This window comes from Klebsiella sp. JB_Kp042, assembly GCF_040065275.1.
Taxonomy (GTDB): Bacteria; Pseudomonadota; Gammaproteobacteria; order Enterobacterales; family Enterobacteriaceae; genus Klebsiella; species Klebsiella quasipneumoniae.
The window spans coordinates 64,510-84,896 of record NZ_JBEAJL010000012.1; the positions used below are offsets into that span (position 1 = coordinate 64,510).

At 59.1% G+C, this 20,387-nt stretch carries 21 protein-coding genes and 1 other RNA gene; 12 read left to right on the top strand and 10 right to left on the bottom strand.

All coding sequences use genetic code 11. From position 1 onward, the window contains the following. Nucleotides 1–14 precede the first annotated feature (14 nt). The 3 genes from yrbN (at nucleotide 15) to mtr (ending at nucleotide 3,407) form a co-directional block, all read left to right on the top strand. The gene (yrbN, locus tag ABLV54_RS03325; protein WP_085903200.1) at nucleotides 15–95 is read left to right on the top strand and encodes a protein YrbN; all 81 of its coding nucleotides are present in this window, start codon (nucleotides 15–17) and stop codon (nucleotides 93–95) included. Beyond that, the gene (gene deaD, locus ABLV54_RS03330; RefSeq protein WP_023291114.1) at nucleotides 88–2,019 is read left to right on the top strand and encodes an ATP-dependent RNA helicase DeaD; all 1,932 of its coding nucleotides are present in this window, start codon (nucleotides 88–90) and stop codon (nucleotides 2,017–2,019) included. Before yrbN ends, deaD begins: the two co-directional genes overlap by 8 nt. 143 nt (nucleotides 2,020–2,162) lie before the next feature. Beyond that, nucleotides 2,163–3,407 (top strand): tryptophan permease, encoded by a 1,245-nt coding sequence (mtr, locus tag ABLV54_RS03335; protein WP_050533702.1) that lies wholly within the window; start codon nucleotides 2,163–2,165, stop codon nucleotides 3,405–3,407. 44 nt (nucleotides 3,408–3,451) lie between these two features. Here the strand turns inward: mtr and ABLV54_RS03340 are convergent, their stop codons facing one another. The 3 genes from ABLV54_RS03340 to ABLV54_RS03350 form a co-directional block, all read right to left on the bottom strand. Further along, nucleotides 3,452–4,459 carry an LLM class flavin-dependent oxidoreductase gene (locus tag ABLV54_RS03340; RefSeq protein ID WP_017899898.1) on the bottom strand — a complete coding sequence of 336 codons (1,008 nt, stop codon included), beginning with the start codon at nucleotides 4,457–4,459 and terminating at the stop codon, nucleotides 3,452–3,454. Nucleotides 4,460–4,602: 143 nt separating this feature from the next. Further along, a complete protein-coding gene (locus ABLV54_RS03345) occupies nucleotides 4,603–5,481 on the bottom strand; it encodes a U32 family peptidase (RefSeq protein WP_023291112.1) in 879 nt (292 codons plus the stop codon). 5 nt (nucleotides 5,482–5,486) lie between these two features. After that, a complete protein-coding gene (locus ABLV54_RS03350) occupies nucleotides 5,487–6,482 on the bottom strand; it encodes a peptidase U32 family protein (RefSeq protein WP_004206164.1) in 996 nt (331 codons plus the stop codon). A gap of 221 nt (nucleotides 6,483–6,703) precedes the next feature. Here ABLV54_RS03350 and ABLV54_RS03355 point away from each other — a divergent pair, with 221 nt between their 5' ends. Continuing rightward, the gene (locus ABLV54_RS03355; protein WP_002918231.1) at nucleotides 6,704–7,228 is read left to right on the top strand and encodes an SCP2 domain-containing protein; all 525 of its coding nucleotides are present in this window, start codon (nucleotides 6,704–6,706) and stop codon (nucleotides 7,226–7,228) included. Further along, complete coding sequence (locus ABLV54_RS03360; protein WP_023291110.1) at nucleotides 7,222–7,725, top strand: N-acetyltransferase; 504 nt, start codon at nucleotides 7,222–7,224, stop codon at nucleotides 7,723–7,725. Before ABLV54_RS03355 ends, ABLV54_RS03360 begins: the two co-directional genes overlap by 7 nt. Here ABLV54_RS03360 and ABLV54_RS03365 read toward each other — a convergent pair. Further along, a complete protein-coding gene (locus ABLV54_RS03365) occupies nucleotides 7,712–8,002 on the bottom strand; it encodes a GIY-YIG nuclease family protein (protein WP_032429219.1) in 291 nt (96 codons plus the stop codon). The two genes, ABLV54_RS03360 and ABLV54_RS03365, sit on opposite strands and share 14 nt — an antisense overlap. 49 nt (nucleotides 8,003–8,051) lie before the next feature. Between ABLV54_RS03365 and ABLV54_RS03370 the strand changes: the two genes are divergently transcribed. After that, nucleotides 8,052–8,495, top strand: a complete 444-nt coding sequence (locus ABLV54_RS03370) for a YhbP family protein (protein ID WP_023291108.1) — start codon at nucleotides 8,052–8,054, stop codon at nucleotides 8,493–8,495. Here ABLV54_RS03370 and ABLV54_RS03375 read toward each other — a convergent pair. Further along, a complete protein-coding gene (locus ABLV54_RS03375) occupies nucleotides 8,457–8,993 on the bottom strand; it encodes a type 1 glutamine amidotransferase domain-containing protein (RefSeq protein WP_004206160.1) in 537 nt (178 codons plus the stop codon). The genes ABLV54_RS03370 and ABLV54_RS03375 overlap by 39 nt on opposite strands. A gap of 128 nt (nucleotides 8,994–9,121) precedes the next feature. Here ABLV54_RS03375 and ABLV54_RS03380 point away from each other — a divergent pair, with 128 nt between their 5' ends. Continuing rightward, nucleotides 9,122–9,769 (top strand): NAD(P)H-binding protein, encoded by a 648-nt coding sequence (locus ABLV54_RS03380; RefSeq protein ID WP_032454169.1) that lies wholly within the window; start codon nucleotides 9,122–9,124, stop codon nucleotides 9,767–9,769. Between the two features lie 75 nt (nucleotides 9,770–9,844). Next, nucleotides 9,845–10,885, top strand: coding sequence for a permease (locus ABLV54_RS03385; RefSeq protein ID WP_348813620.1), 1,041 nt, complete (start codon nucleotides 9,845–9,847; stop codon nucleotides 10,883–10,885). A gap of 120 nt (nucleotides 10,886–11,005) precedes the next feature. Here the strand turns inward: ABLV54_RS03385 and dolP are convergent, their stop codons facing one another. Genes dolP through ABLV54_RS03405 form a run of 4 tightly spaced genes read right to left on the bottom strand, consistent with a single transcriptional unit; the run spans nucleotide 11,006 to nucleotide 14,659 of the window. Next, the gene (gene dolP / locus ABLV54_RS03390) at nucleotides 11,006–11,581 is read right to left on the bottom strand and encodes a division/outer membrane stress-associated lipid-binding lipoprotein (protein WP_050533703.1); all 576 of its coding nucleotides are present in this window, start codon (nucleotides 11,579–11,581) and stop codon (nucleotides 11,006–11,008) included. A 9-nt stretch (nucleotides 11,582–11,590) separates the two neighbouring features. Continuing rightward, the gene (diaA, locus tag ABLV54_RS03395) at nucleotides 11,591–12,181 is read right to left on the bottom strand and encodes a DnaA initiator-associating protein DiaA (protein WP_002918211.1); all 591 of its coding nucleotides are present in this window, start codon (nucleotides 12,179–12,181) and stop codon (nucleotides 11,591–11,593) included. A gap of 25 nt (nucleotides 12,182–12,206) precedes the next feature. Then, nucleotides 12,207–12,593 (bottom strand): YraN family protein, encoded by a 387-nt coding sequence (locus ABLV54_RS03400; RefSeq protein ID WP_023291104.1) that lies wholly within the window; start codon nucleotides 12,591–12,593, stop codon nucleotides 12,207–12,209. Continuing rightward, the gene (locus ABLV54_RS03405; protein WP_050533704.1) at nucleotides 12,551–14,659 is read right to left on the bottom strand and encodes a penicillin-binding protein activator; all 2,109 of its coding nucleotides are present in this window, start codon (nucleotides 14,657–14,659) and stop codon (nucleotides 12,551–12,553) included. Before ABLV54_RS03405 ends, ABLV54_RS03400 begins: the two co-directional genes overlap by 43 nt. Nucleotides 14,660–14,722: 63 nt before the next feature. On the opposite strand from ABLV54_RS03405, the gene rsmI reads away from it, so the two are divergent. After that, nucleotides 14,723–15,586 (top strand): 16S rRNA (cytidine(1402)-2'-O)-methyltransferase, encoded by an 864-nt coding sequence (gene rsmI, locus ABLV54_RS03410; protein ID WP_023291102.1) that lies wholly within the window; start codon nucleotides 14,723–14,725, stop codon nucleotides 15,584–15,586. Nucleotides 15,587–15,785: 199 nt separating this feature from the next. Here rsmI and garD read toward each other — a convergent pair whose 3' ends face one another. Continuing rightward, nucleotides 15,786–17,357, bottom strand: coding sequence for a galactarate dehydratase (gene garD, locus ABLV54_RS03415; RefSeq protein WP_048298401.1), 1,572 nt, complete (start codon nucleotides 17,355–17,357; stop codon nucleotides 15,786–15,788). A gap of 564 nt (nucleotides 17,358–17,921) precedes the next feature. On the opposite strand from garD, the gene garL reads away from it, so the two are divergent. The 3 genes from garL (at nucleotide 17,922) to rnpB (ending at nucleotide 20,240) form a co-directional block, all read left to right on the top strand. Then, complete coding sequence (gene garL / locus ABLV54_RS03420) at nucleotides 17,922–18,692, top strand: 2-dehydro-3-deoxyglucarate aldolase (protein WP_044524826.1); 771 nt, start codon at nucleotides 17,922–17,924, stop codon at nucleotides 18,690–18,692. A 26-nt stretch (nucleotides 18,693–18,718) separates the two neighbouring features. Beyond that, nucleotides 18,719–19,609 (top strand): 2-hydroxy-3-oxopropionate reductase, encoded by an 891-nt coding sequence (garR, locus tag ABLV54_RS03425; RefSeq protein ID WP_032454164.1) that lies wholly within the window; start codon nucleotides 18,719–18,721, stop codon nucleotides 19,607–19,609. 248 nt (nucleotides 19,610–19,857) lie between these two features. After that, an RNA gene (rnpB, locus tag ABLV54_RS03430) (RNase P RNA component class A) lies at nucleotides 19,858–20,240 on the top strand. Nucleotides 20,241–20,387: the final 147 nt, after the last annotated feature.

Consider the following 20,387-nt stretch of genomic DNA (forward strand, 5'->3'; position numbering starts at 1 on the left):
GTTCACACTTTTCAATGAAAATTACCGTAAATTTTCACGATGAGTTATGTAGACTGGCCGCCATTAATTTTGAGGCACACGTACTACATGGCTGAATTCGAAACCACTTTTGCAGATCTGGGCCTGAAGGCTCCTATCCTTGAAGCGCTTACCGATCTGGGTTACGAAAAACCATCTCCGATCCAGGCTGAGTGCATTCCGCATCTGCTGGACGGCCGCGACGTTCTGGGTATGGCCCAGACCGGTAGCGGTAAAACCGCAGCGTTCTCTTTACCGCTGCTGAACAACATCGATCCTGAGCTGAGAGCACCACAGATCCTGGTGCTGGCGCCGACCCGCGAGCTGGCGGTACAGGTTGCTGAAGCAATGACGGAATTCTCTAAACATATGCGCGGCGTAAACGTGGTTGCCCTGTACGGCGGCCAGCGTTATGACGTGCAGCTGCGCGCCCTGCGTCAGGGTCCGCAGATCGTTGTCGGTACCCCGGGTCGTCTTCTGGACCACCTGAAGCGCGGCACTCTGGACCTCTCTAAACTGAGCGGCCTGGTACTGGATGAAGCAGATGAAATGCTGCGCATGGGCTTTATCGAAGACGTAGAAACCATTATGGCGCAGATCCCGGAAGGGCATCAGACCGCGCTGTTCTCCGCCACCATGCCGGAAGCGATCCGTCGCATTACCCGCCGCTTTATGAAAGAGCCGCAGGAAGTGCGTATTCAGTCCAGCGTGACGACTCGTCCGGACATCAGCCAGAGCTACTGGACTGCCTACGGCATGCGTAAAAACGAAGCGCTGGTGCGTTTCCTGGAAGCGGAAGATTTTGATGCGGCGATTATCTTCGTCCGTACCAAAAACGCGACCCTGGAAGTGGCTGAAGCGCTGGAGCGTAACGGCTACAACAGCGCGGCGCTGAACGGCGACATGAACCAGGCGCTGCGTGAGCAGACCCTGGAGCGTCTGAAAGACGGTCGTCTGGATATCCTGATTGCGACTGACGTTGCAGCCCGTGGTCTGGACGTTGAGCGTATCAGCCTGGTGGTGAACTACGACATCCCGATGGATTCTGAGTCTTACGTTCACCGTATCGGCCGTACCGGTCGTGCGGGCCGCGCCGGCCGCGCGCTGCTGTTCGTTGAGAACCGCGAGCGTCGTCTGCTGCGCAACATCGAACGTACGATGAAGCTGACCATTCCGGAAGTTGAACTGCCGAACGCAGAGCTGCTGAGCAAACGTCGTCTGGAAAAATTCGCCGCGAAAGTTCAGCAGCAGCTGGAAAGCAGCGATCTGGACCAGTACCGTGCGCTGCTGGCGAAAATCCAGCCGACGGCGGAAGGCGAAGAGCTGGACGTGGAAACGCTGGCTGCTGCGCTGCTGAAAATGGCCCAGGGCGAACGCTCGCTGATCGTGCCGCCGGATGCGCCGATGCGTCCGCGTCGTGAGTTCCGTGACCGTGACGATCGCTTCGAGCGTCGTGGCGACCGCAACGACCGCGCTCCGCGTGGCGATCGCGAAGATCGTCCGAAGCGTGAGCGTCGTGACGTAGGCGATATGGAACTGTATCGCATTGAAGTGGGTCGCGATGACGGTGTTGAAGTACGTCATATCGTTGGCGCGATCGCTAACGAAGGCGATATCAGCAGCCGTTACATCGGTAACATCAAACTGTTCGCTTCTCACTCCACCATCGAACTGCCGAAAGGGATGCCGGGCGAAGTGCTGCAGCACTTTACTCGTACCCGTATCCTGAACAAGCCGATGAACATGCAGCTGCTGGGCGATGCGCAGCCGCGCACCGAACGTCGTGGCGGCGGTGAACGTCGTGAAGGCGGTCGTAGCTTCGGCGGTGAGCGTCGTGAAGGCGGTCGTGGCTTCGGTGGCGAGCGTCGTGAAGGTGGTCGTGGTGATGGTCGTCGTTTCAGCGGCGAGCGTCGTGAAGGCCGTGCGCCGCGTCGTGACGATGCATCCGCGCCGCGCCGCGATGACTCTGCCGGTCGCCGTCGCTTCGGTGGCGATGCGTAATTAACGCATCCCACTAGCGTAAACTAAATAATACAGCCCCGATCGTCTTGATTGGGGCTTTTTTTATTTCTTTTGTACTCGTGTACTGGTACAGTGCGTCACACCCATTGTGGGAAAGTATTTTTGACTGGAGATTTCGGTAAATGGCGACACTAACCACTACGGCAACCCGTCCGTCCCTGTTTGGCGGCGTGGTGATCATCGGCGGCACGATTATCGGCGCGGGCATGTTCTCGCTGCCGGTGGTGATGTCCGGCGCGTGGTTTTTCTGGTCGCTGGCGGCGCTGGTCTTCACCTGGTTCTGCATGTTGCACTCCGGTCTGATGATCCTCGAGGCCAACCTTAACTACCGGATCGGCTCCAGCTTCGACACCATTACCAAAGATCTGCTCGGTAAGGGCTGGAACCTGGTCAACGGCGTGTCGATCGCCTTTGTGCTGTATATTCTGACCTACGCCTATATTTCAGCCAGCGGCTCGATACTGCATCATACGTTTAGCGAGATGTCGCTGAACGTACCGGCGCGGGCGGCGGGTTTTGGCTTTGCGCTGCTGGTGGCATTTATCGTCTGGATGAGCACCAAAGCGGTGAGCCGCATGACGGCTATCGTGCTTGGCGCCAAGGTGATCACGTTCTTCCTGACCTTCGGCAGTCTGCTGGGGCACGTCGAGCCGACGACGCTGTTTAACGTCGCGGAAAAGAACGCCTCCTATGCGCCATACCTGCTGATGGCGCTGCCGTTCTGCCTGGCCTCGTTTGGCTACCACGGCAACGTGCCGAGCCTGATGAAATACTACGGAAAAGATCCACGTACCATCATCCGCTGCTTAACCTACGGTACGTTGCTGGCGCTGGGTCTGTACGTGGTCTGGCTGCTGGTGACGATGGGCAATATCCCGCGCCCGCAGTTTATCGACATCGCGCAGAAGGGCGGCAACATTGATGTGCTGGTGCAGGCCCTGAGCGGGGTGCTGAACAGCCGGAGCCTGGATCTGCTGCTGGTGGTGTTCTCTAATTTTGCCGTCGCCAGTTCGTTCCTTGGCGTCACGCTGGGGCTGTTCGACTACCTGGCGGATCTGTTTGGCTTTGACGACAGCGCGCTGGGGCGCTTTAAAACTGCGCTGCTGACCTTTATTCCGCCGATGATTGGCGGGTTGGTGAAACCCGATGGCTTCCTCTACGCCATCGGCTATGCCGGCCTGGCGGCGACGATCTGGGCGGCGATTGTACCGGCTCTGCTGGCTCGCGCCTCGCGTAAACGCTTCGGCAGCCCACAGTTCCGCGTATGGGGCGGAACACCGATGATTGTGCTGATCCTGCTGTTTGGCCTGGGCAATGCGGTCGTGCACATTCTGTCGAGCGTTAATCTGCTGCCGGTTTACCAGTAAGAGGCTTACCCGGTGGCGCGACGTCCACCGGGCCTGGATTTTGATTAACCCAACAATTCCTCTTTCACCTGCATCGCTAAATCGAAAGAATGCAGGCGCGCCTGGTGGTCGAAGATCTGGCCATTGACCATGATTTCGTCCGCCTCGGTTTCCCGCAAAATCGACTCCAGGCCGTGGCGGACTTTGGTTTTATCACCCACCAGCGACATGCGCAGCGCCTGCTGCACGCCATACTGCTCGGACGCTGACCACAGCTGATGCATATTTTCCACCGGCGGCGGCAGCTGTCCGGTTTCGCCGCGACGTAGCTTCACAAACGCCTGCTGCATGGAAGTGAAGAGAAACTCCGCATCGCGGTTGCTGTCGGCGGCGATGATATTAATGCACACCATGGCATACGGTTTTTCCAGCCGCGCTGAGGGCGTAAAGTTGCTGCGATACAGGTGCAGGGCCTGGAACAGCATATCCGGCGCGAAGTGCGAAGCGAATGCGAACGGCAGGCCGAGCTGCGCCGCCAGCTGGGCGCTGTAGAGGCTTGAGCCCAGCAGCCACACCGGAATTCGTTCGCCATAGCCCGGAACCGGGCGCACGTGCGGGTTCGGATCGCGGGCGTCAAACCAGTCCACCAGTTCCGCCACATCGCGCGGGAAGTTATCGACATCGCCGCTCATATGGCGACGCAGGGCGCGCATGGTGGGCTGATCGCTGCCCGGCGCGCGGCCAAGGCCGAGATCGATGCGTCCCGGGTAGAGCGTATTGAGCGTACCGAACTGCTCGGCAATCACCAGCGGAGAGTGGTTGGGCAGCATCACGCCACCGGACCCCAGATGCAGGGTGGTGGTATTGGCCGCGAGATAGCCAATGAGCACCGAGGTCGCTGCGCTGGCAATGCCGACCATATTGTGGTGCTCCGCCAGCCAGTAGCGGTGATAGCCGCGCGATTCGGCCAGCCGGGCGAGATCCAGAGAGTGGGTAAAGGCTTCTTTAGCAGAAGATCCTTGCGGGATCGGCGCCAGATCGAGCACCGAGAACGGAACAGATTTGTCAGTCATAAAGGCTCACTTTGCTACAGCATCGTCATCAGATTGAAGGTCTTCTTCCAGCCTGGCGCATCCAGGACGCGCCAGCCAGAAAAGCTGCATCTTTAATAATGCATTAAAATCTGAGCACTGCTGTTAACAAAGTGAGCGGTTTATCAGGCCTGCAGCGCCAGCCCAGGCAGCCGTTTCCAGTAGCCGTTGCAATCGCTGTTGCCGGTGAGCGCCAGCGGCGCAGCGCCGTTTTCATTGGCGCGGAAGGCGTCGAGCATGGCGAAGGTCTCGTTGCCCATCGGCGACAGGCGCACCATATCCACCAGGCCGTGCATGGACGTCAGCTCATTGCCCAGGTTGTAGACATAGCCGCTCATGGTCTGGATACCGTTGAGCACGAACACCTGCTGGTTCTCCTGGGACAGCATGCTGCGCCCGGTTGGGTACTTGATGCAGCAGGTCTCGCACTCATCCTTTGGCCGATCTTCCGAGCGGGCGGTAAAGCAGCGGGCGGAATAAGCCAGCGGCAGATGGCCGTAGCTCAGCACTTCGACTTCAAACTGATTGCGAATACCCAGCTCTTCGCACTGGGTCAGTAAATTAGCCAGCCAGTCGCGGGAAAGCTCCACCGGCATGCACCAGCGCACCATACCTTGCTTAAGCAGCAGACGCAGAGTGACGGCGTTGTAGCAGTTCAGCGCATGCCCGGCGACGAACGGCAGCTTGCGTTCGGCGCAGAGGTTCACCACGCCCAAATCGCTGGCCTCAATCAGGAACTCACCGTTATCGACATAGCGCTTCAGCTCGCCCAGTTCAGAGGAGGCCTGCACCAGCGCGAGGGTAGACAGCACCACCTGCTTGCCGCTGCCGGCCAGCGCTTTCGCCATCTCGATCCAGTCGCCGACTTTGGTGGCGCGGCGTTTGCTGCACACCGCTTCGCCGAGATAAATGGTGTCGGCGCTGCAGTTTGCCGCCTGCTGGTAAAAATCTTCCAGCGTCTCTTTTGGCCAGTAGTAAAGCACCGGCCCTAATGAATATTTCATGTTTCTCACTGCCATTTACGGTGATAGGCGCCAAGGGTGGTTTGTGTCCCTTCGGACATGGAGCCAAGGGTTTCCATCCATGCGGATTGCGGCACGAAATTCTGCGGATCGGCTTTGCAGCGATCGATCGCCTGGCGCCAGACTTTCGCCACCTGGGTGACGTAGGCTGGGCTGCGCTGACGGCCTTCGATTTTCACTGAGGCGATATTGGCGGCCATCAGCTCCGGCAACAGTTCCAGAGTGTTGAGGCTGGTGGGCTCCTCCAGCGCGTGATAGCGCTCGCCATCGACCAGGTAGCGGCCTTTACACAACGTTGGGTAGCCCGCGTTTTCCCCATCCTGATAGCGGTCAATCAGCACCTCATTGAGACGCGATTCCAGCCCCTGCGGGGTTTGCTGCCAGCGCACGAAGCGCGCAGGCGAACAGGCGCCGACGGTGTTGGGCGATTCGCCGGTCAGGTAGGAAGAGAGATAGCAGCGGCCTTCCGCCATGATGCACAGGCTGCCGAAGGCAAAGACTTCCAGCGGCACCGGCGTGGCGCGGGCCAGCTGTTTCACCTGGTGAATAGATAACACCCGCGGCAGTACGACGCGCGCCACGTCGAAGTTGCGATGATAGAAGCGAATGGCCTCTTCATTGGTGGCGGAAGCCTGTACCGACACATGGCGTTCTATATGCGGATAGCGCTCCGCGGCGTACTCCAGCATGGCGATATCGGCCAGAATGAGCGCATCGGCGCCCAGCTGAGCCGCCATATCCACCGCGCGCTGCCAGCGGGCGTAGCCGTCGGGGTGGGCGAAGGTGTTGATGGCGATATGCAGCTTACGACGGTGCTGATGCACAAAGCTGACGGCTTCCTGCAGTTTCTTTTCGGTGAAATTAAGGCCGGCAAAGTGGCGGGCGTTGGTGTCATCTTTCAGCCCGATATAGACGGCATCGGCGCCGTTTTCGATGGCCGCCTTAAGCGCCGGAAGGTTACCGGCTGGGCAGAGCAGCTCCATAATTTTTCCTGAAAAATGCGGCCCGTCAGGGACGCTGAATGGTTAACGAGCAGGGATTTTAGTTAACCTTCTGGTGACAATTTTTGATTTGAGGCAGTTAAAAGTGTATTGGCGGCGCCAATAACTGGCTGCCGTCATCGCGTTTTTGTTGATTTACGCCGCTATGTTGTTTATGTGATATGGCACAATAGCGGCACAATTGCATTCATGGAGTAAAGCTTGTGTTGGATAAACTGCGTTCCCGGCTGGTCCACTTTGGCCCGTCTTTAATGAGCGTGCCGGTTAAGCTGGCGCCTTTTGCCCTCAAGCGCCAGGTGCTGGAGCAGGTGCTTAGCTGGCAGTTTCGCCAGGCGCTGGCGGAGGGTGAGCTGGAGTTTCTCGAGGGGCGCTGGTTAAGTATTCATGTGCGTGACATCGGTCTGCTGTGGTATACCTCGGTAGTCGATGGTCGCCTGGTGGTCAGCCAGCAGGCCGACGCCGACGTCAGCTTCAGCGCCGACGCCAGCGATCTGTTAATGATCGCCGCGCGCAAGCAGGATCCGGATACGCTATTCTTCCAGCGTCGTCTGGTTATTGAAGGCGATACGGAGCTGGGGCTGTATGTAAAAAATTTGATGGACGCCATTGAGCTCGAGCAGATGCCCAAAGCACTGCGCGTGATGTTGCTGCAACTGGCGGATTTTGTCGAAGCTGGACTGAAGAGCCCGCAGAAACCTGAACAGACATCGGTAGGTGAGGCATGCTGATTCGAGTGGAAATTGGGATTGATGCACCGGGAATCGACGCGCTACTGCGTCGTACCTTCGGCCGCGATGCCGAAGCGCAGCTGGTGCACGATCTGCGTGAAGATGGACTGATCACGCTGGGGGTAGTGGCGACGGATGATGAAGGCCAGGTGATCGGCTACGTTGCCTTCAGCCCGGTTGCGGTGGAAGGTGAAGAGCTGCAGTGGGTCGGCCTGGCGCCGCTGGCGGTGGATGAACGCTATCGCGGACAGGGCATTGGCCGGCAGCTGGTCTATGAAGGGCTGGATTCGCTGAATGAGTTTGGCTATGCCGCGGTGGTGACGCTGGGCGACCCGGCGTTATACCGTCGCTTTGGTTTTGAACCGGCCGCGCGCTTCGATCTCCGCTGCCGCTGGCCGGACAGCGCGGAGGCGTTCCAGGTGCATCGCCTGGCGGATGACGCCCTCGAAGGCGTCCACGGCCAGGTCGAATACAGCGACCACTTTAATCGTTTTTGAGCCTTGCCAGCAGGGTTTCAACGGTATCCTCTCCGGCAACGAGGCGCTCTTTTTCGCGCTTCGTTAGCTGCTTAATGCGGTATTCCAGCCGCAAAGCAAGTGAGTGTTCACCAACTTCATGACTAAAGGCCAGTCGCAGGTCGCCTTTGCCGCGCAACGCCTTCGCGCCTTTCCCTGCCTGATGCTGGCGAAAGCGGCGCGGCACATCGGTGGTGATGCCGGTATAGAGGCGATTATCCGCGGTTCGAATGAGATACAGAAACCAGCACACGGTCACAAAGTCACTATGGTAAGGTGTATGCACCATAGCATAATGGAGAAGAAAGATGGATACGCTTGCCGCCATTGGCCGCTGGCTGAGTAAACAGCACGTCGTCACCTGGTGCGTCTCCCGTGACGACGAGCTGTGGTGTGCGAATGCCTTTTACGTCTATGACCCTGATACTGTGGCCTTTTATCTGCTCAGCGAGGAGCACACCCGCCACGGCCAGATGACCGGCGAGCGGGCGAAGGTGGCCGGGACGGTCAACGGTCAGCCAAAAACCGTGGCCCTGATCCGCGGCGTGCAGTTCCAGGGCGAGATCCGTCGTCTGCGCGGCGACGAAGAGGCGCGAATGCGCCAGCGCTATGTCAAGCGCTTCCCGGTGGCCCGCATGCTGTCGGCGCCGGTCTGGGAGATTCGTCCGGACGAAATCAAGTTTACCGACAACACGCTGGGGTTCGGGAAAAAGCTACACTGGCGGCGCGATGCCGGCGCCGAGCAGGCGTAGCGCTTCGCGATTGAAGGCCGGCAGATCGTCCGGCGTTCTGCTGGTGACCAGCTGTTCGTTATCGACCACCACCTCCTGGTCGTAAAACTCGCCCCCGGCGTTTTTCACATCCACCACGATCGGTTTTACCGCCGTGAGCTTGCGCCCGCGGATCACATCGGCGCTGATCAGCAGCTGCGGGCCGTGGCAGATGGCGAAGACCGGCTTCCCGCCGTTGACAAAATCGCGCGTAAAGGTGACAAAGCGTTCATCCCCGCGCAGCTGGTCCGGGGAATAGCCCCCTGGCAGCAACAAGGCATCAAATTCACCCGGTGTGACGTCATCAATGGCCCGATCGATGGCGACCTCTGCTTCTCCCTGTTTACCCTTCACCGTCTTGCCAGCCTGCTTTTCGATCGTCACGACCTGATGCCCGGCGAGCTTAAACGCCTCGGCGGGAGAGGTAAATTCAGAATCTTCAAAGTCGTCGGTAATGAGCACGGCTATCTTTTTACTCATGCTTCCTCCGCTGTCTGGATGGTCAATGAGGTAATTCCATGATGATGGTGGATACTTACCTTGTAAGGTATTAAGCCTGGAACATGAGCGCGAAAGTGCAAGGCAGAGAATTCCGTAAAGGAGAATCAATGAGTCAGGTATTATTGACCGGCGCGACCGGGTTAGTTGGCGGTCACTTACTCCGGCTGCTGCAAAATGAGCCCCGTATCAGCACCATCGCCGCCCCGACGCGTCGCCCACTGGCGCCGGCGGAAGGCGTGTTTAATCCGTACGATCCGCAGCTGACCGATGCCCTGGCGCAGGTGGTCGACCCGGTCGATATCGTCTTCTGCTGTCTGGGAACGACGCGCCGGGAAGCGGGAAGTAAAGAGGCCTTTGTCCATGCCGACTTTACGCTGGTTGTTGATACGGCGCTGACCGGCAAACGGCTAGGCGCTCAGCATATGCTGGTGGTCAGCGCGATGGGCGCTAACGCCCACTCGCCATTTTTCTACAATCGGGTGAAGGGGGAAATGGAGGCGGCGCTGATCGAGCAAGGATGGCCGCGGCTGACCATTGCCCGGCCGTCGATGCTGTCAGGCGAGCGGGAAAAAAAACGGACCAATGAGACCTTCCTCGAACCGCTGTTCCGACTCTTACCGGGGAACTGGAAATCCATTGCGGCCCGCGACGTGGCGATTGCCCTGCTGGAGGAGGCGCTGTCGCCCACTCACGAAGGGGTGCAAATTCTGTCATCGTCCGAGCTGCGGGAGCGCGCCGCGCGGCAGGCGGAATAGCGGTTTGCAAACGCAGGCTTCCAGCGTAGTATTCACGGCTTCAATTCATATCCACATTTCTTGCTGGGGAATGCTATGGCTGGTCAGTCTTCATCTCAGGCGGCGTCACCATTTCAATGGTGGAAACCCGCGCTTTTCTTTCTCGTCGTGATTGTCGGCCTGTGGTTCGTCAAATGGCAGCCGTACTACGGGAAAGCCTTCACCGCTGCGGAAACCCACAGTATCGGTAAATCCATTCTCGCCCAGGCCGACGCTAATCCGTTAAAGGCGGCGTGGGACTACGCGATGGTTTACTTCCTTGCCGTCTGGAAAGCGGCGGAGCTCGGCGTGCTGCTCGGGTCGCTGATTCAGGTGCTGATCCCGCGCGACTGGCTGCTGCGCACCCTGGGGCAATCGCGTTTTCAGGGGACGCTGCTGGGGGCGATTTTCTCGCTGCCAGGCATGATGTGCACCTGCTGCGCCGCGCCGGTCGCGGCCGGGATGCGCAAACAGCAGGTGTCGATGGGCGGGGCGCTGGCGTTCTGGATGGGCAATCCGCTGCTCAACCCGGCGACATTGGTGTTTATGGGCTTTGTTCTGGGCTGGCAGTTTGCGCTGGTTCGCCTGGTGGCGGGCCTGGCGACGGTGCTGATTGTCGCAACGCTGGTGCAGAAATGGGTAAAAGAGGCGGCGACGCAGCCTGCCGTGGTGCCTGAAGCGCAACCGGAAGCGGCCCAGGGCGGTTTCTTTAGCCGCTGGCTGCGGGCGCTGTGGACGTTGTTCTGGAACACCATCCCGGTTTATATCCTCGCGGTACTGGTGCTGGGGGCGGCGCGCGTCTGGCTGTTCCCGCACGCCGATGGCGTGGTGGATAATACCTTGTTCTGGGTCATCGCGATGGCGATCGCCGGCTGCCTGTTTGTGATCCCTACCGCGGCGGAAATTCCGATTGTCCAGACGATGATGCTGGCAGGGATGGGCGTCGCGCCGGCGCTGGCGCTGCTGATTACGTTGCCGGCGGTGAGCGTGCCGTCGCTGATTATGCTGCGCAAAGCCTTCCCGGCCAAAGCGCTGTGGCTGACCGGCGGGCTGGTGGCGCTGTGCGGCGCGATTGTCGGTGCGCTGGCGCTGGTGTAGTGTGCTGTAAACGTACGGATAGCCGGATTATGTGCCGGGCGGCGCTACGCCTAACCCGGCACATAACGAACAGGGGACTGCAGCCCGGCTAAGCGTAGCGCCAGCCGGGAAACTGCAGCTTTATTTGATGTAGGTAAAGGCGGTAGTCACCCGGGACACGCCGCTCACCCGGCTGGCGATATCCGCCGCCGCGCGGCCTTCACGGTCGGTCACCAGCCCCATCAGGAAGACTTCGCTGTTTTCCGTGGTCACCTTCACGTTCGAGGATTTGACCTGATCGGTGCCCAGCAGTTGCGAACGCACCTTGGTGGTAATCCAGGTATCAGAAGAGGCGGTGCCTAAACCAATCGGCTGGCCCTGGCGCACTTCGTTAAACACTTCCGTGGTTCCTTCCACGCCCATGGCGATTTGCTTGGCGCGGGCTGAGAGGTCCGGCGTCGGCGACTGACCGGTCAGCAGGACTTTGCCCTGATAAGCGGTAACGTTGATGCGGGCCTGTTTCTTAATCTGTTCATCTTTCGACAAGGCGCTATTGATGCGCAGTTCCAGGGTGCTGTCATCGACCTGGGTTCCCACCGTACGCGGGTCCGTTGCGGCTTTAGTGCCGACTGCTGCCGTTCCGACTACCGCGGCGGCAACGCAGCCCTGCAGCAGTAGTGCAGAAAGCAGGATGGCGAGGGGCGAGAGAGCCTTCATGTGTTCTCCTTAATCGTCCTGGTGTGGAAAAAGAGTGTTATCTATCAAATCGCACAGACAGTTGACGGTCAGCATATGCATCTCCTGGATACGCGCGCTGCGGTGCGAGGGGATGCGAATTTCGACATCCTGCTGACCTAACAGGCCCGCCAGCTCACCGCCGTCATAGCCGGTCAACGCGACGATGGTCATGTCGCGGGTCACGGCGGCTTCCACTGCCTTGACGATGTCCCGGCTGTTACCGCGCGTGGAGATTGCCAGCAGCACATCGCCGGCGTGTCCCAGGGCGCGCACCTGCTTGGCGTAAATCTCGTCATGCAGGCGATCGTTAGCGATGGCAGTTAAGACCACATTATCGGTGTTTAGTGCAATGGCGGGTAAACCAGGGCGTTCCGTTTCAAAACGATTAATCATGCTGGCAGCAAAATGCTGTGCGTTGGCGGCGGAAGTGCCATTACCACAACAGAGGATTTTGTTGCCGTTGAGCAGGGACTGCACGAGCGTCATCGCCGCCCGGGAGATGGCGTCCGGGAGTGCTTCTGCTGCGGCAATTTGGGTTTGAATGCTTTCGGTAAAGCAGGCTTTGATTCTGTCGAGCACGGGATCCCTTACTTCTGGTATTACGCTATTCGCCAAAGGCGTTTTTTAGCCATTGGATGTCGTTTCCGGTGAAGGCTACCACATCGAAACGGCAATCCACAGTCTCAAAGCTCCCATTCTGTCGGCAGAGCCACAAACGGGCGGCTTTAAGGAGGCGTTGCTGTTTTTGCGGGGTGACGCTGGCCGCCGCGTCACCGTACAGGGCGCTGCGGCGGTAGCGCACCTCGACAAAGACGGTGACGGCGCCGTCGCGCATGATGAGGTCAATTTCGCCGCCACGCTCGCGGGCGTTGGCGGCGATAAAACGCAGGCCCTGGCCTTCCAGCCAGCGGCGAGCACGGTGTTCCCATGCATCGCCGGTCTGTTTGCTTAGCTGGCCGGGACGATTTGTCCCTGCTGGTACTTGAGCCATGACAGTTTCCTGTTAATCACGCAGTCCTGAGTCGCCGTCAGATCGCCGGTATTCCCGTTCAGCTCGAAGCCCGGCGTCTGGCGCATTTGCGTGAAGTGGTTTGCCAGCGACCAGGCGTCAGCGCCCATCGCATACAGACGCGCCAGCGAGTAGTCATTGCGCACCGCAGACAGCGCCTGCTGCATCAGCGCCGGGTTGCTGCCAGCCAGCATCGGGATTTCGCTATACTGCAGGCCTTCCATCTCCAGACGGAAATCCGGACCGGCGGTGCCCTGCGCGCTGCGCGAGCTGGCGTACAGGGTGACATTGCTCTGGCTGCCGTTGCGCATCGCGATCATGGGTTTGATATAGCCAATCTGTTCCGGGGTGGCGAGGATGTAGGCCGCGTCGACGCTGCCGCCGCTGCTAACCGGCATCTCATCCGCACTGCCGAGGACGCTGTTCTGCGCTGATGGCAGGGTGGAGACCGGGGTGCCGCTCAGCGCAATGCCCCCTCCGCCGTTAACGCCAGCGCGCAGCTCCGCCGTGGAGCCAAAACGCTGCTGCAGAACGCTGGCGCCGCCCAGCTTCAGCCACTCGTCGGCAAACGCGCTGACCACACGATCGCCCAGCGCGCCGCGCGGAACCAGCAGCAACGGCGTCTGTTTGCCCTGTTGATGGATATGTCGGGCGGCGTCACGCGCTTCGTCTTCCGGCGACAGCGCGAAATAGCAGATATTAGCGCGGCCTTCGACTTTCTCCGGCTGGTTGAGCGCCAGCACGTTGAGCGGCGTATTGCTCTTGATAACATCTTCGACGTTCTCTTTCAGCAGCGGTCCGACGACGAGGGTGGCGCCGTCCTGCTGAGCCTGAGCAAGCAGCTGGCCGATCGGCTGGCTGGTGGTATCGTAAATTTTCAGTTCTGCCGAGGGGTTGGCGGCGGTGGCGACCACTGGCTGCGGCTGTGCGGCCGGGGCAGTGACCGGCTGGGTGGCCGGAGAGGCGGTGGTCTGCGGCGCGGCGACCGCTGCCGGGGCCTGAGCGGCCGGCTCCGCGGCTGGCGTTGCCTGGGTTTGCGCCGGGGCCTGCACCGGTTCAGCGCGACTTCCGGTAGCCGTAAGATCGGTAATTTCCGCCTGCGACGGGCTTACCACGTCATCATTACCGGACGCGTTCGCCGCCTGGGCGACCTGAGCGGGAACCGCGCTGCCCGTCACCGACGGCGCGCCGTTTTTGGCGGCTTCGAAGCCCTGCTGGATGGTACGGCCGAAGATCGACGCCTGGCCGTTCAGCGGCAGGAAAAGCGCAATCTTGTTGATGGAGGCGGGCTTATAGTTTTGCATGTTCACCAGCGCCGTCGGCAGCATTTTGGCGCCCGGGTTTTGCGGGTAGCGCGTCTGCCAGTCTTTGACGCCGGCTTTCAGCAGCGTGGGATCGTTGCGGTTGTCAAACCACATCCGCTGCAGATCCAGCCAGCCCTGGAGGGTATTTTCATCGGCATTGATCACCAGCGCATTGGCCTGATCCTGGGTCATCGCGGTCAGCGCTTGCCAGGTCGCGTCAATATTTTGCTGGCGCTGTTTGGCATCGCTCAGCAGCGGCTGCTGGGCGATTAAGGCCCGCAGCAGCGTAACCGATGGTTTACCCTGGCTGGCATCGATTTGCGCCTGCCAGTAGCGCGCCTGCTGAGGCTGCTCCAGGCTTGCCGGGTCAAGCTTAGCCAACAGCGTACGGGCCCCCTGATAGTCGTTCTGCGCCAGCTTCACTTCTATCGCCAGCAGTGACTGTTCACGGGCCTGGGTGCTGTCCAGGTTCGACGGCAGCTGGTTAAACAGGTCGATGGCCTGCTGCTTCTTTCCTTCCTGCAGCAGTGCACGAATGGCGAGTAATTGCCAGTTGGTCTTGCTATCATTCGTGCTTTGCTGCATCTGCTGCAAGTAGAAACTGGAGTTGGCCTGCGACGTACCCTGCATAAACGCCGTACTTTGATCCTGCGTGTGGGTGCCGCAGCCAGCAAAAAGAAGAGTAGCCAGCAATACGGGCAGACAGCGCGCGGGCTTAGAACGAAGAAATGTTGACGGTACCATAAGTGTCCAGTGATATTTTTTTGGCTCAATGCTCAATATTAAATCGGCAATACGGACGAGACAATGAAACAACACGAATCAGCGGATAATTCTCAGGGGCAGCTCTATATTGTGCCCACTCCGATAGGAAATCTGTCTGATATCACGCAGCGCGCACTGGAAGTGTTGCAAGCCGTTGATTTAATTGCTGCGGAGGATACCCGCCACACCGGTTTGCTGCTGCAGCATTTTGCGATTAACGCCCGCTTGTTTGCGCTTCATGACCATAACGAGCAGCAAAAGGCGGAAACACTTCTCGCTAAACTGAAAGAAGGGCAAAACATCGCGCTGGTCTCCGATGCCGGCACGCCGCTGATTAACGACCCAGGCTACCATCTGGTGCGCACCTGTCGTGAAGCGAATATTCGCGTCGTACCGCTGCCGGGACCCTGCGCGGCCATCGCCGCCCTCAGCGCCGCCGGTTTGCCCTCCGATCGTTTCTGCTATGAAGGCTTCCTGCCGGCGAAATCGAAAGGCCGTCGCGATACCCTGAAAGCGCTGGAAGAAGAGCCGCGCACCCTCATCTTCTACGAGTCGACCCACCGGCTGGTGGAGAGTCTGGAAGATATCTGTGCGGTACTGGGAGAATCCCGCTACGTGGTGCTGGCCCGCGAGCTAACCAAAACCTGGGAATCGATCCACGGGGCGCCGATTGGCGAGCTGGTGGCGTGGGTCAGGGAAGACGAAAACCGTCGCAAAGGCGAGATGGTGCTGATCGTCGAAGGCTTTAAGGCGCAGGAAGAGGCGCTGCCGGCGGCGGCGCTGCGTACCCTGGCGCTGCTGCAGGCGGAGCTGCCGCTGAAGAAAGCCGCTGCGCTGGCTGCGGAGATCCACGGTGTGAAGAAGAATGCGCTGTATAAGTATGCCCTGGAGCAGCAGGGGGAGTGATCCTGTAAAACCAGTGAAAGCCTGGCAAGCCGCCCTTAAGATTGTGAAGGGTGGCTTGAGCGTCATCCGACATGTCGGAAGAAATGTCGGAAGAAATGTCGGAAGAAAAGTGCAGCCCGCCTTCCTTGCCGCACAGCACCCCTAACCAACCAGCCCGGATAAATCCGGGCTTAAAGTGGTTAAACCCTTACGCTCTCGATCAGGTCACCGGCGCCGGGTTAAACACCGCCAGCTGGTTATGCAGACCCCATTGATCGGAGAAGGTTTTCTTGCGTCCGCTGGCCACGTCGAGAATGAATTCGAACAGCTTCAGCCCCACATCCTCAATCGTCTCTTCGCCGGTGGCGATGGTGCCGGCGTTAATGTCCATTAAGTCATACCAGCGGTTAGCCAGCTCGGTACGGGTCGCCATTTTTATCACCGGTACCGCCATCAGTCCGTAAGGCGTGCCGCGGCCGGTGGTGAATACCTGCACCGTGATGCCAGAGGCCACCTGCTGGGTGCCGCAGACAAAATCGCTGGCGGGGGTGGCAGCGTAAATCAGGCCGCGTTTGGTCGGGCGCTGCCCAGGGGAAAGCACCTCAACGATGGCGCTTTTGCCTGATTTGGCAATCGACCCCAGCGCTTTTTCCACCACGTTGGCCAGGCCGCCTTTCTTGTTGCCGGGGGAGGGGTTGGCGCTGCGGTCGGTTTTGCCCATGTCGAGATAGTTATCGTACCAGGCCATCTCTTCCAGCAGGCGTTGACCCACCTCTTCGTTGATCGCCCGCGGGGTCAGCAGATGGATAGCGTCGCGGACTTCGGTCACCTCTGAGAACATCACCGTCGCGCCGCAGCGCACCAGCAGATCGGAGGCGTAACCCACCGCCGGGTTGGCGGTCACGCCGGAGAAAGCGTCGCTGCCGCCGCACTGCATACCCACCACCAGCTCAGAGGCCGGGCAGGTTTCCCGCTGACGCTGGTTGAGTTTCGTCAGATGGCGCTCGGCGACCTGCAGAATGTCATCGACCATCGATTTAAAGCCCACGTGCTTTTCATCCTGCAGGCTGACGATGCTGGCGCTGTCCACCGGGATGCTTTTGACATCTTCGGTCCCCTGCAGCAGGCGTTCGGGCTGCAGCTTTTCACAGCCAAGGCCAATGACCATCACTTCGCCGCCGAAGTTCGGGTTAAGGGCGATATTGTGGATGGTGCGAATCGGCACCACCGCCGCTGGCGCATTAATCGCTACGCCGCAGCCATAGAGGTGATTCAGACCCACCACGCCGTCGACGTTGGGATAGTTCGGCAGCAGGTCGCGTTCAATGAGTTTCACCACGTAATCGACCACGCCCGCAACGCAGTGCACGCTGGTGGTGATACCCAGCAGATTTTTGGTGCCCACGCTGCCGTCGGCATTGCGGTAGCCTTCGAAGGTGTAGCCTTCCAGCGGCGGTAGCGGGGCGGGCACTTTGGTGGCCAGCGGCAGGGTGTTCAACGGCGGGGCGGTAGGCAACTCCACTAACGACTCGTCAATCCAGCTTCCCTGGGGGATGTCGCGCACCGCGAAGCCAATCACTTCTCCGTAACGGATAATTTCACCGCGGGCAGGGATATCCGCCAGGGCGACTTTATGCCCCTGTGGGATGTGCTCGATGAGCGTCAGGCCGTCCGGGAAACGCGTTCCGGCGGTCAATCCCCGATCGTTGACAATAATCGCCACATTATCTGTTGGGTCAACTTTTATATAAAACGCGGTCGGCGATGGTTGTCGAATTGAAATATCGGCCATTGTCCAGTTATCTCCAAACAGGTACTAAAAATATAATTAAATGGTCATTCTGGCGCGGTAGAGCAGAATAATGAAATAAAGAATGTCAGGTGTGTCGGCATGAAGATGTGATCTAAATCACTCCTTATCGCCATGGACGCGTGCGGTGGGCGGGCAATCGTAAGAAGTGTGGATTAGCGCCCATGGCTTAAGGCGATTGCCCAACTTAAGCTTTTAAAAATGTATTTATATTGTGTTTATGCATAGTGTCTGGCGAGTTGGCGCTGACTATACTGAGTCGTGTTTTTGTGACGTCCGATATCTGCATGGTTGGCCTTTGAATCGCGGGTTAATAATTTAGCCGTGACCTAATGAATAATAAAAAATGGTTAATTTGCGATGGGCTTACATTTTCCGGACTCAAGGTCAGGGAATAAAAAAGGACACCCATTCGCCGGTTTACTCTGCGGATAATATTTGGGGTCAGGCGATACGCTTTTCCAGCCTAATGGGGCTCTCTCGCCGGGCTGGTGATATAACGAATGAATTGCAGAAGTTAGCAACGGTTAACGCAAGGTAAAAATCATGGATAACGCAATTTTCCCGAACAAATTTAAGGCCGCGCTGGCGGCTCATCAGGTGCAGATTGGCTGCTGGTGCGCGCTGGCCAATCCGATTAGCACCGAGGTGTTGGGTCTGGCGGGTTTCGACTGGCTGGTACTGGACGCGGAACACGCGCCGAACGACGTCACCACGCTTATCCCGCAGCTTATGGCGCTGAAAGGCAGTTCCAGCGCTCAGGTGGTTCGCGTGCCGACCAACGAGCCCATCATTATTAAGCGCATGCTGGATATCGGCTTCTATAACTTCCTGGTGCCGTTTGTCGAGACGGCTGAACAGGCGGCGCAGGCGGTGGCTTCTACCCGCTATCCGCCGGAAGGGATCCGTGGGGTTTCCGTTTCCCATCGCGGCAATATGTTCGGCACCGTGCCGGACTACTTCGCCCAGTCCAATAAGAACATTTCTGTTCTGGTACAGATTGAGAGCCAGATCGGGGTGGACAACGTCGAGGCGATTGCCGCGATCGAAGGTGTCGACGGCCTGTTCGTCGGCCCGAGCGACCTGGCCGCCGCGCTAGGTCATCTGGGCAATGCCGCCCATCCTGAGGTGCAGCGCGCCATCCAGCATATCTTCGCCAGCGCGAAGAAGCACGGTAAGCCAAGCGGCATTCTGGCGCCGGTGGAGGCCGATGCGCGGCGCTACCTGGAGTGGGGCGCCTCTTTTGTCGCCGTCGGCAGCGATCTGGGCGTCTTCCGTTCCGCAACCCAGAAACTTGCTGATGCCTTTAAAAAATAGTCACCAGGATGAAGAGAGAGAACAATATGACAATCAAAGTGGGTTTTATCGGTCTTGGCATTATGGGCAAGCCGATGAGCAAAAATTTGCTGAAGGCGGGTTACTCGCTGGTGGTGTCTGACCGTAACCCGGAAGCGATTGCCGACGTGATTGCCGCGGGCGCAGAGACCGCGACCACGCCGAAGGCGATTGCCGAGCAGTGCGACGTGATCATCACCATGCTGCCGAACTCGCCGCATGTCAAAGAGGTGGCGCTGGGGGAGAACGGCATTATTGAAGGCGCGAAACCGGGCACCGTGGTGATCGACATGAGCTCTATTGCGCCGCTGGCCAGCCGGGAAATCAGCGAAGCGCTGAAGGCTAAAGGCATTGATATGCTGGACGCGCCAGTAAGCGGCGGCGAACCAAAAGCGATCGACGGCACCCTGTCGGTAATGGTCGGCGGCGACAAGGCGATCTTCGACAAATATTACGAGCTGATGAAAGCGATGGCCGGCTCCGTGGTGCATACCGGCGACATCGGCGCGGGCAATGTGACCAAACTGGCTAATCAGGTGATTGTCGCCCTGAACATCGCAGCCATGTCCGAAGCGCTGACTCTGGCCACCAAAGCCGGCGTCAATCCGGATCTGGTTTATCAGGCGATCCGCGGTGGTCTGGCGGGGAGTACCGTGCTGGATGCCAAAGCGCCGATGGTGATGGATCGTAACTTCAAGCCGGGCTTCCGGATCGATCTGCATATTAAAGATCTGGCCAATGCGCTGGATACCTCCCACGGCGTGGGCGCTCAGCTGCCGCTGACGGCGGCGGTAATGGAGATGATGCAGGCGCTGCGTGCGGACGGTCTGGGCACCGCTGACCATAGCGCGCTGGCTTGTTACTACGAAAAGCTGGCGAAAGTGGAAGTGACTCGCTAACAAGAAGAGCTCTGCGCGGCCCGGTGGTTATGCCTGGCGCAACAGCATCAGACTGCCACGGCGGGGCGAGCCTGGACGCGGTATCGGCGTCGTCTTCCGCGTGTTTACCTCGGTTGCGACGCAGGAAGCGGCGTTTCGCGCGCGTTGGACAATATTTCTCGTGCGTCGCGCAATAGCGCTGCCGCCCTGCAGGGCGGGATGACGACAGAGGGATGACAACGGGCGGTAAACGCACTATACTGCGCGCCGAAGCTGACCAGACAGTCGCCGCTTCGTCGTCGTCCTCCTTCGGGGGGAGACGGGCGGAGGGGAGGAAAGTCCGGGCTCCATAGGGCAAGGTGCCAGGTAACGCCTGGGGGGTGTCACAGCCCACGACCAGTGCAACAGAGAGCAAACCGCCGATGGCCCGCGCAAGCGGGATCAGGTAAGGGTGAAAGGGTGCGGTAAGAGCGCACCGCGCGGCTGGTAACAGTCCGTGGCACGGTAAACTCCACCCGGAGCAAGGCCAAATAGGGGTTCATAAGGTACGGCCCGTACTGAACCCGGGTAGGCTGCTTGAGCCAGTGAGCGATTGCTGGCCTAGATGAATGACTGTCCACGACAGAACCCGGCTTATCGGTCAGTTTCACCTCTTTATGTCAAAACCCCGCTTCGGCGGGGTTTTTGCTATCTGAATCCGTGACGCGGATGAATGACTGTCCACGACGCTATACCCAAAGAAAGCGGCTTATCGGTCAGTTTCACCTCTTTATGTCAAAACCCCGCTTCGGCGGGGTTT